The following is a 9,432-nucleotide window of genomic DNA, read 5'->3' as shown; positions in this document are numbered from 1 at the left end:
TCCCTCTTTTTTGGCTGGCTAAAATGTAAATGTAAAAGTTTTCTTTCATCTGCAGATTTTATTTAGAGAAAATGGATTCCCGCCTTCGCGGGAATGACGTGTCATGGTTTAGCTTATTACCCGTAAACCGAGGAAGGACTGCTTTTTCTCTCCTTTCTTCGCTGGCATGACGTGTCATAGTTTAGCTTATTACCCGTAAACCGAGGAAGGACTGCTTTTTCTCTCCTTTCTTCGCGGGAATGACGTGTCATAGTTTAGCTTATTACCCGTAAAAAGTTCCCCCATTTTTTGTTTTTTTGTCCGTCATTCCCGCGAAGGCGGGAATCCAATCTTCTCATTTTCCCAAAACAATCAACTACCACTTCATAATAACAGTTTTTGCTTTTCTCTTAAAGACTTATCTTCGGTTATACCCTATTTCTGGGGGAACTCCTGTCAATTATCAGCCTGCTAAACTTTTCTCTTGACATTTATATAAAAATATAAGAATATTTGCATATATGAAAACTAAAACAGCAAATTCTCCCGAGAGCGTAGACATAGCATCCCATATTGAACTTCTGCGAGTATCAGCCCACCCTGTCAGGATAAAAATACTCGAGGAACTCGCAAGGGGCGTAAAGTGTGTCAGCGACTTTGAGGAATTCCTTGAAATAAGCCAGCCAAATATCTCCCAACACCTCGCAGCCCTGAGACATGCAGGGATTATTGATTTTTATACTGATGGAAGGCTGAGGTGCTACTTTCTGAAGAGTCCATTTATTCTTAACCTATTAAAGTTCCTTAAAAAAAATTATGAGAAGGAATTACCAGGGCCTGAGTGCTGCCCTGTTACAAAAAAAGGTAAATACCCTGGAGACAGGCAAAGATAGGAGGTGATTTCATGGCAGAGGCGATGACAATTTTTCTGAGCAATTCTCCCTATACCTTTGAAAACATTTACAGCGTTATCAAACTTGCTGATGCTGCTTTAAATAAGGGCCACACGGTGAACCTTATAGCATCAGGCGATGGCGTTTACTGTTTCTTAAAAGGCCAGAAGGCAAAGGGACTTCCAAATGCAGGAGAAGAATTTACAAGGCTTATAGGCAAGGGCCTAAAGGTTTACCTTTGAGGAGGTTGCGTAAACTTTCGCCGTGCGGCGAAGGACGATTACCTCGAAGGCACAGAGGTCGGCTCTTTGAGAGGGTTATTCAAGACAATGAGCGAGACAAAGATCTGGCTGAATTTTTAATTGGAGGAATCATGGAAAACACAGTAACAATAATCTCAAGAAGGTCTCCATACGGCTCTGTCAATGCTGCTGAGGCTGTAAGGCATGCGCTCGGCGCAGAGGCAGATGACTGGAAAGTCTATCTTTTCCTTGTCGATGGAGGAGTATATTTAGCCAAAAAAGGACAGGATGTTGAGGGCACAGGTTATACAAACCTCATCGAATTCCTCGAAAGCCTTTCTGAGGTCTATGTGGACAGGGCGTCTCTGTATTCAAGAGGGCTTACTGAAAAAGACATTATTGATAATGCAAAAGTAATTGAGACAGACGAACTTACAAATGCCATAAAAAATTCACAGACAACAATGATTTTTTGAGGAGGTAGAACCATGCTCTTATTAATCACAAATTCTCCAGATACAGATGAATTTAAAAGGGCCATCGCCATGGCCAATAGCCTGAGTGCTGATGTGTGCTTTATGCAGGATGCAGTTCATGGCTGCTTTAACGAGAAACAGCCCCTCAGGGGAAATAAATATGCAATAGCGGATGACCTGAGGATGAGGGGTATTACTGAAAAAGAGCGGCTTACACAGGGGCTCAAGATTATTGACTACCCTGCCCTCGTAGATTTAATAATGAAAGCAGATAAAGTAGTTGGCGCCCTGTAGAGAGATATTATGGCAAGAATAATAATTTTAGGTGGCTCTTTCGGCGGCCTCACAGCAGCCTTTGAACTAAAGAGGCTTCTTGGGAAAAGGGCAGATATAACCCTCTTGTGCGATCAGGATAAATTTGCCTTTATCCCATCCCTTCCATGGGTTGCAATGGGATGGAGGAGGCCTCAAGATATAACCATTCCATTAAAGGAAATTCTCGTCCCAAAGGGCATTAACTTTATCCATTCTGCTGCTCAGTCTGTTGACCCTGATAAATCTGTGGTGAAAACAGAAAACAGAGAATTCCCATATGATCACCTCGTAATTGCAACCGGCCCTCACCTCGCCTTTGAAGAAGTCCCTGGTCTTGGCCCGGAAAAAGGGCATACAGAATGCATTTTTACACTTGAACAGGCAGAAAAAGCAAATAAGGCATGGATAAAATTCCTTGACAGCCCTGGAAGTATAGTTATCGGCTCTGTGCAGGGAGTGAGCTGCTTTGGCCCGCCATATGAGTATGCCTTTGAGATTGATGCAGAACTCAGGCGGAGAAAAATGAGGCACAAGGTACCTATGTTTTTCATCACATCAGAGCCATATATAGGTCATTTCGGTATTGGGGGGCTGGGCAAATCAAAGAGAATCATGGAGGACGAGTTTGCAGAGAGGGATATTAAAGTGCTAACAAATCAGACTATCGAGGAATTCACTCCTGAAGAGGTAAGGCTTAAAGACGGAACAAAACTTCCGTTTAAGCTTGCCATGTTTGCACCTGCATTTAAAGGAGCCCCTGCTGTTGCACCACTTGGGAATCCGAGGGGTTTTATTCCTGTTGATAAATATTACAGACACAAGTCTTACACAAACATCTTTACAGTGGGCGTTGCAATTGCTATAGCGCCGCCAGAGCAAACACCTGTTCCTACAGGCGTCCCGAAAACAGGTTACATGACTGTAAAAATGGCAAAGACTGCTGCTAATGCGATTGTATCAAATATTACAGGCAGGGCCGAGAGGGCCGAGGCGATACCCTACGAAATGAATGTAGTATGCCTTATGGTCATGGGAAACAAAGGCGCATATATGGTTGCAAAACCAGTTCTTCCACCGAGGCAGAAGTCAAAGCTTAAAAAAGGATTATGGGTTAAATGGCTTAAGGTTGGATTTGAAAAATACTTTTTGTGGAAGATGAGGCATGGACTAAGTAATCTGCCGTAAGGAATCCAGTCAGGCAAGATGCCTGACCTATTAGATTTAAGGGCATGTCCAGACTTGTAAACTCGTAATAGTAATAGGTCAGGCTTCCAGCCTGACTAAGGAGTATTTTCAAGTGAAATGTTAGAGGTGAACAATGACAAAGATAACTAAGAATGTATCCATAATGTGTTTTCATGATGAACTATGTCAGGTCTATAATGCCCTTATGACAGCATTAAGCCTTTTAAGAGAAGGTTCAAAGGTCACGATATTTTTTGGTTCAAGGGGGATTAATGCTGTCCATAGGCAGAAGGTAAATGAACAAAGAGGTTGGCGAAGCTGTGATGAAAAAGATGGAGGAGATGGAATTGCCAACTGTGGAAGACCTCTTTATAATGCTGATAGCTGAAGGAGCTACAGTCCTTGCATGCCCGTTGAATATTTCTTTGTTTGAGATGACACCCGGTGATTTAGTAGAAGGTGTTAAAGTTGCTGACCCTGCGAAATACTACAAAGAGGTGGTCATTCAGGCAGATATGAACCTCACTTTTTAGGAGGAATCCATGAGAAAGATTTCCCTCGTTGAATTCTCTGTCAGACATCCTAAGTTAATTGTATTTCTGGCAATGGTCTTTACCCTCGCCTTCATGACACAGTTCCCAAAGATGAAGACAGATACAAACCCAAAGAACATGCTCCCTGCAACATCGGATGTGAGGATGTGGAATGATGAGGTGGAAAGGACCTTCAGCCTTTATGAGGACATGATAGTCCTGGGGATTGTAAATGAAAAAGGCATCCTTAATAAAGATACGCTTGGGAAGATTATCCGGATTACCGATGAAATCCTGAAACTCAAGGGAGTTGCAGCAAGGGATGTCAATAGTTTTCCAACCATTACAAATGTGGCAGCAGAAGCAGGACTTTTGAGAGTAGCCCCTCTTATGACAGAGGTTCCAAAGACCGATAAAGAGACGGAGACCCTCAAAAAGATGCTCTTTGAGAATCCCCTATTTGTTGACCGCATAATCTCAAAGGACGGTAAGACCACTGCTATATATGTGCCCCTCGAAAAAGGTGCAAATGGAAAAGAGATAGCAGACAAAATAAGGGAGATAGTAAAGAAAGAAAAAGGTGATGAGAAATACTATGTGGCAGGAGACCCTGTTGCCAGGGACACATTCGGGGCTGATATGTTTAAACTCATGGCCATCTTTTCTCCAATCGCAGGCATGATAATGTTCATTGCCATTTACTTCATGTTCAGAAATCTTTCACTTGCAATCTCGATGATGATGGTAGCAATGATAAGTATTATCTGGTCTATGGGATTACTTATCGGGCTTGGCTTCCCCATCCATATAATGAGTTCCATGAGTCCTGTATTTCTCATGGCAATAGCAACAGACAGTATACATATTTTTAATGAATACTATTTCCGGTATAGAGAGAAACGGGATAAAAAGGCTGCAATCCTTGAGACCATGCAGGCAGTAGGCCGCCCTGTGCGATATACAGCACTCGCCACTGCAGCAGGATTTGCTGTACTCATGCTCATGCACATAATTCCAGTTAAGGTCTTTGGAGGTCTTGTGGCATTTGGAACAATCGTTTTAAGACTTCTCAGTTTTAGCTTCATCCCTGCAATCCTCACATTTATAAAAGAGGAAAAGATAAAAAAGGCATCTGAGAGGGAGGATATTACTTTAAGCAGAACCGCACAGTTTCTAAGAAGTCTCGGCAGTTTCGGCGCACATAAGCCAAAGGCTACTGTCTTTGTTGGTCTTATACTCCTTGTAATTGCAGTCATCGGGACAACAAAGATAGTGGTCAACAATAACATGGTCGAGTGGTTTAAGAAAAGGAGTGATGTCCGGGTTGCTGATACTGTTATGAATCAAGCCCTCGGCGGCACATCCCTCGGCTATGTTGTGGCTATCTCAAAGGAGGATGATTTTATAAAAACTCCTGAGGCTATGCGCTATATCGAAGGTCTCCAGAGACATCTCGAAAAACTCCCTGTGGTCGGGAAGACAACATCTGTCGTGGACTATGTTAAAAGGATAAATCGTGTCCTTCACGATGATGACCCGAAATATGATGTTGTCCCTGATTCAAAAGAAGCCATCGGTCAATATCTGTTCATGTTTTCCATGTCCGCAAAACCCTCTGACCTGGACAATGTTGTTGACTATCCTTTTAAGAGGGCAAATATATGGGTTCAGCTCAAAACATGGGATGCACAGGCAATGAGGGATGTAATAAATGCGGGGGAGGAATACAAAAAGATACATCCTATCCCGATGGAATTTAAGCCGGCAGGGATTGCCAATTTTAACCTCGTATGGAACGATGCGGTTCTCTATGATATGCTCAGGGGTTTCATTCTGGCGTTAATTGTGGTCTTTGTTATCCTTGTCTTCAACTTCCGCTCAGTGAAATGGGCGATAGTTGGCTACATGCCTCTCCTATTTACAATACTTCTCATTTATGGAGTTGTTGGATATATCGGCAAGGACTTCGACATGCCTATATCTGTACTTTCATGTCTCTCCCTCGGCATGGCAGTTGACTTTGCGATTCATTTTATAAGCAGGTTTAAGCAAAGATTGGCGGAACAGAGTTCGGAGTCCGAACTCGTCACTCGTCACTCGTCACTCGTCACTGATTCTTTATTATGGACTGCTGCAAGGCCTGGCAAGGGGATAATGCGTAATGGAGTGCTTTTTGCATCAGCCTTCTCTGTGATGATGTTTGCGCCACTTACACCTTATATAACTGTTGGCGCATTTATTGTAAGCATGATGATGTTGAGTGCAATAATGACAATAATCTATCTGCCAGCGCTGATAACATTACTGAAAGGCTGGCTATTTAAAGGGGGTTTGAAATGATGGAGAGGGTTCTCAGGGGAATAGCAGGGGTTGTAGTATTGGTAAGCCTGGGATTGGCACAGGTGCATTCGCCGAAGTGGCTGATATTGACTGCCTTTATGGGGCTAAATCTTTTTCAGTCAGCATTTACCAACTGGTGTCCGATGATGCCTATACTCAGGGCAATGGGGATAGACAAAACAAGTAAGAAGTAGAAAGTAAGAAGTTACAAAACACTGATGTCATTCCTGCGAAGGCAGGAATCCATATCGTTAGTTTCTGGATTCCCACTTTCGTGGGAATGACAAAACATTACAGAGAAATCGTTCGAAGGAGGTATTTAAAATGTTACGCTACCTACTGATATTTTTTATTTTGACTTTGCCATTAAATGCATCTGCCCTTACAGCAGATGAGGTCATGAAGAGATCACAGGCAGCCTTTCTTTATCCTGGCAAGGACTTTAAGGCAAGGGTAATGATGAAACTCATAAGCAAGGGCGGCGGGGAGAGGATAAGAGAGCTTACGATGTTGAGAAAAAATTATGGTGAGCCTGGCGGTGACCAGAAGTATTTTATCTACTTTTTCCAGCCAGCAGATGTAAGAGATATGACATTCATGGTTTATAAGTATCCTGTGAAAGACGATGACAGATGGCTCTTTGTGCCTGCAATAAACATGGTGAGGAGGATTGCTGCGCAGGATAAACGCTCAAGCTTTGTCGGCTCTGATTTTACATATGAGGATGTTTCTGGAAGGGATATTGAAGATGATATACACACCATCGTGAAGGAAGAAAAGCTCGGTACAAGAGACTGCCATGTAATAAAGAGTTCTCCAAAACTTCAGGATGTGGATTATAGTTATAAGATTTCGTGGATTGATAAAGATAATTTCCTGCCCTTAAAAGAAGAATACTATGACAGACGAGGAGAGCTTTATAAAGTATTTTCTGCTGATGAGGTTAAGAGTATCAAAGGATTCCCAACAGTCACAAAAAGGGCGATAAAAAACCTTCAGAGCGGCCACAGGACAGAGGTCGCATATACAAAGGCGGATTACAACATCGGTATTGAAGACAGTCTCTTTTCAGAGAGATACCTTAAGCAGCCACCAAGGAGATGGATTGAGTGAGAGTAGCCCTGTCATTGCTTCGGCTGACAAAAGTCAGCCGAAGCAATCTCAAGAACGAGATTCCTCGCTTCGCTCGGAATGACAGTAATAGTAAGTTATTTATGAAACAAGGCGCTACTGAAGCCTTTGATTTATACGCAGAGGATTATGATAGGTGGTTTGATTCTTCGGAAGGTAAAGTATTATTTGAAATGGAGGTTGAGGCAGTCAAGCTTTTGATGAAAGATATTGAAAAGCCTTTTCTTGAGATTGGAGTAGGAACAGGGAGATTTGCAAAGGAATTGGGGATTGAGTTTGGCATAGACCCTTCTCCCAGTGTATTAGAAATAGCGAAGAAGCGTGGGATAAAGGTTAAAAAGGCAAAGGGAGAAAAACTACCCTTTAAAAATGAATCCTTTGGAACAGTATTTTTGCTTTTCACACTCTGTTTTGTAGATGACCCAGAAAGAGTATTCTCTGAAGCTAAAAGGGTATTAAAGAAAGGCGGGGGCCTGATTGTCGGGATAATTAATAGGGAAAGCCTGTGGGGTCAACTTTATATGAAAAAGAAGGCTGAAGGACATCCGATATATAGATACGCACACTTTTACAGTGCTGATGAAGTCGCTGAGATGATAGAAAAAACCGGGCTGGCAGTCGAAAAATATTCATCAACACTCTGCCAACCACCATCTGAAACACCTCACAAAGAGGCTGTGTGTAAAGGATTAGTAGAAGGCGCAGGATTTGTATGCATTCTTGTAAGGAAAATTTAAAAGATAATATTTCCACCCTCCCCTTGCCCCTCCCATCAAGTGAGGGGACGCTTCCCTCTCCCCTTGTGGGAGAGGGTCAGGGTGAGGGGTTTTTAATATCTTTTATTATCCTATTCTCTGTGTTCTTTATTCTATCATCTTCTTACGTATTGGCCTCTGATATCTCCATTCACGGCTTTCTTCAGGGAAATTATTCTATTAACACCAATTCATCAAACCCTGACGGCGGCGACTTTAAATGGGCAGAGGAGAGGCTGCAATTAAAGCTTGAGGCATCAAAGGAGCCATTACGGCTATTCATAAAGACAGACGCATTTTTCGATCATATTGATGAAAAGGGGGACTTAGAGCTAAGGGAAGGATATATAGACTACACTGCTAAAAAATGGGATTTAAGAATTGGCAGGCAGGTCATCACATGGGGGCTTGGAGATTTAATCTTTATAAACGATGTATATCCAAAGGATTATGAGGCATTCTTCTCTGGAAGGCCGCTGGAGTATCTGAAAAAGGGTATTGATGGAGCAAAGATTGGCATCTATCCGGGATTTGCCTCATTTGAATTTATTGCAGTGCCATTCTTTGAAACTAACAATTATCCTGATGCAAAAAGGTTCTACATGTTTGACCCCATGCCAAATGTCACAAACAGAGAAGAAAAAAAACCAGCAACAACCTTCGAGAATACAGAGCTCGCTGTAAGAGTCTACAGAGACATCGCAGGCTTTGATGCATCGTTATATTTCTATCGCGGCTTTTTCCGTAAACCGTATATGATACCTGATGACCTTAATAACACTACAAAGATTACATTTCATTATCCAAAACTCTCAGCCTATGGCGCAAGCCTTCAGGGAAGGGCATTGGATGGAGTTTTAAGCTTTGAGGCTGGTTATTATGATTCAAGACAGGACAGGTCTGGTACAGATTATACAGCACCTAACTCTCAGACAAGATTCCTCATCGGCTATCAAAAACAGTTGTGGGAAGACTTCACTATAGGATTTCAGTATTATACGGAATACATGCACAGCTATTCAGAGTATGTAAAGAATCAACCAGCAGGACTTCCCATTGACAGAAGGTTTTATCAGCTTGCCACTATAAGGCTGACCCAATTCTTAAAACACCAGACCTTAAGACTATCATTCTTCTCCTTTTATAGTCCATCTGATGGAGACTACATGCTGAATCCAGAAATCAAATACAACTTCTCTGACCATGTGTGGGCTGCAATTGGAGGGAACATCTTTGGTGAAGGCGAAAGGTGGAGCCAGTTCGGGCAACTGGACAAAAATGATAATGTGTATCTTCAATTGAGATATGAGTTTTAACATCTCTGCCTCCTGCATTCTTAGTCCCCTCCTCCGAGGAGATCTTTCTTAACAATTCCTTTTAAAAAAATTCTTGACATGCCTAATATGGTCTAATACACTTTTCTTAGACGGAAGGGTTCACTGTTAAAGACACCAAAGACAAAAATCTTCTTTTAGAAATGTCTCTTGATAATTTATTACAAAGGAGGTGAGTCATAATGGGTATAGTCGATGATAACACAAGCCTTAAGGAGGGACTCATAAGATACGGTATATCGAGAAGGG

12 protein-coding genes are annotated in these 9,432 nt (G+C 42.2%); all 12 read left to right on the top strand.

Annotated features, from left to right (window positions below; translation table 11 throughout):
• The first annotated feature begins 500 nt into the window (after positions 1-500).
• The 12 genes from HZC12_01945 (at position 501) to HZC12_01890 (ending at position 9,165) form a co-directional block, all read left to right on the top strand.
• Positions 501-872: a winged helix-turn-helix transcriptional regulator gene (locus tag HZC12_01945; protein ID MBI5025491.1), complete on the top strand. Its 372-nt coding sequence runs from the start codon at positions 501-503 to the stop codon at positions 870-872.
• Positions 873-883: 11 nt separating this feature from the next.
• On the top strand, positions 884-1,114 hold the full coding sequence (locus HZC12_01940) for a DsrE family protein (protein ID MBI5025490.1): 231 nt from the start codon (positions 884-886) through the stop codon (positions 1,112-1,114).
• Positions 1,115-1,245: 131 nt separating this feature from the next.
• On the top strand, positions 1,246-1,590 hold the full coding sequence (locus tag HZC12_01935; protein MBI5025489.1) for a DsrE family protein: 345 nt from the start codon (positions 1,246-1,248) through the stop codon (positions 1,588-1,590).
• 12 nt (positions 1,591-1,602) lie between these two features.
• Positions 1,603-1,884 (top strand): hypothetical protein, encoded by a 282-nt coding sequence (locus HZC12_01930; protein MBI5025488.1) that lies wholly within the window; start codon positions 1,603-1,605, stop codon positions 1,882-1,884.
• 9 nt (positions 1,885-1,893) lie between these two features.
• Positions 1,894-3,090: an NAD(P)/FAD-dependent oxidoreductase gene (locus HZC12_01925; GenBank protein ID MBI5025487.1), complete on the top strand. Its 1,197-nt coding sequence runs from the start codon at positions 1,894-1,896 to the stop codon at positions 3,088-3,090.
• A 133-nt stretch (positions 3,091-3,223) separates the two neighbouring features.
• Positions 3,224-3,478: a hypothetical protein gene (locus tag HZC12_01920; GenBank protein ID MBI5025486.1), complete on the top strand. Its 255-nt coding sequence runs from the start codon at positions 3,224-3,226 to the stop codon at positions 3,476-3,478.
• Positions 3,438-3,623: a hypothetical protein gene (locus HZC12_01915; GenBank protein MBI5025485.1), complete on the top strand. Its 186-nt coding sequence runs from the start codon at positions 3,438-3,440 to the stop codon at positions 3,621-3,623. Before HZC12_01920 ends, HZC12_01915 begins: the two co-directional genes overlap by 41 nt.
• 9 nt (positions 3,624-3,632) lie before the next feature.
• The gene (locus HZC12_01910) at positions 3,633-5,963 is read left to right on the top strand and encodes an MMPL family transporter (GenBank protein ID MBI5025484.1); all 2,331 of its coding nucleotides are present in this window, start codon (positions 3,633-3,635) and stop codon (positions 5,961-5,963) included.
• Positions 5,960-6,157 carry a DUF2892 domain-containing protein gene (locus tag HZC12_01905; protein ID MBI5025483.1) on the top strand — a complete coding sequence of 66 codons (198 nt, stop codon included), beginning with the start codon at positions 5,960-5,962 and terminating at the stop codon, positions 6,155-6,157. Before HZC12_01910 ends, HZC12_01905 begins: the two co-directional genes overlap by 4 nt.
• A 130-nt stretch (positions 6,158-6,287) precedes the next feature.
• Positions 6,288-7,076 (top strand): outer membrane lipoprotein-sorting protein, encoded by a 789-nt coding sequence (locus HZC12_01900; protein MBI5025482.1) that lies wholly within the window; start codon positions 6,288-6,290, stop codon positions 7,074-7,076.
• Positions 7,077-7,177: 101 nt separating this feature from the next.
• Positions 7,178-7,831 (top strand): class I SAM-dependent methyltransferase, encoded by a 654-nt coding sequence (locus tag HZC12_01895; GenBank protein ID MBI5025481.1) that lies wholly within the window; start codon positions 7,178-7,180, stop codon positions 7,829-7,831.
• Positions 7,832-7,950: 119 nt separating this feature from the next.
• The gene (locus tag HZC12_01890) at positions 7,951-9,165 is read left to right on the top strand and encodes a hypothetical protein (protein MBI5025480.1); all 1,215 of its coding nucleotides are present in this window, start codon (positions 7,951-7,953) and stop codon (positions 9,163-9,165) included.
• The last annotated feature ends 267 nt before the right edge of the window (positions 9,166-9,432 follow it).

The organism is Nitrospirota bacterium, assembly GCA_016214385.1.
Classification (GTDB): domain Bacteria; phylum Nitrospirota; class Thermodesulfovibrionia; order UBA6902; family JACROP01; genus JACROP01.
The sequence above is the reverse complement of the archived record's forward strand: the minus strand, read 5'-3'. Positions and strand labels throughout refer to the sequence as shown.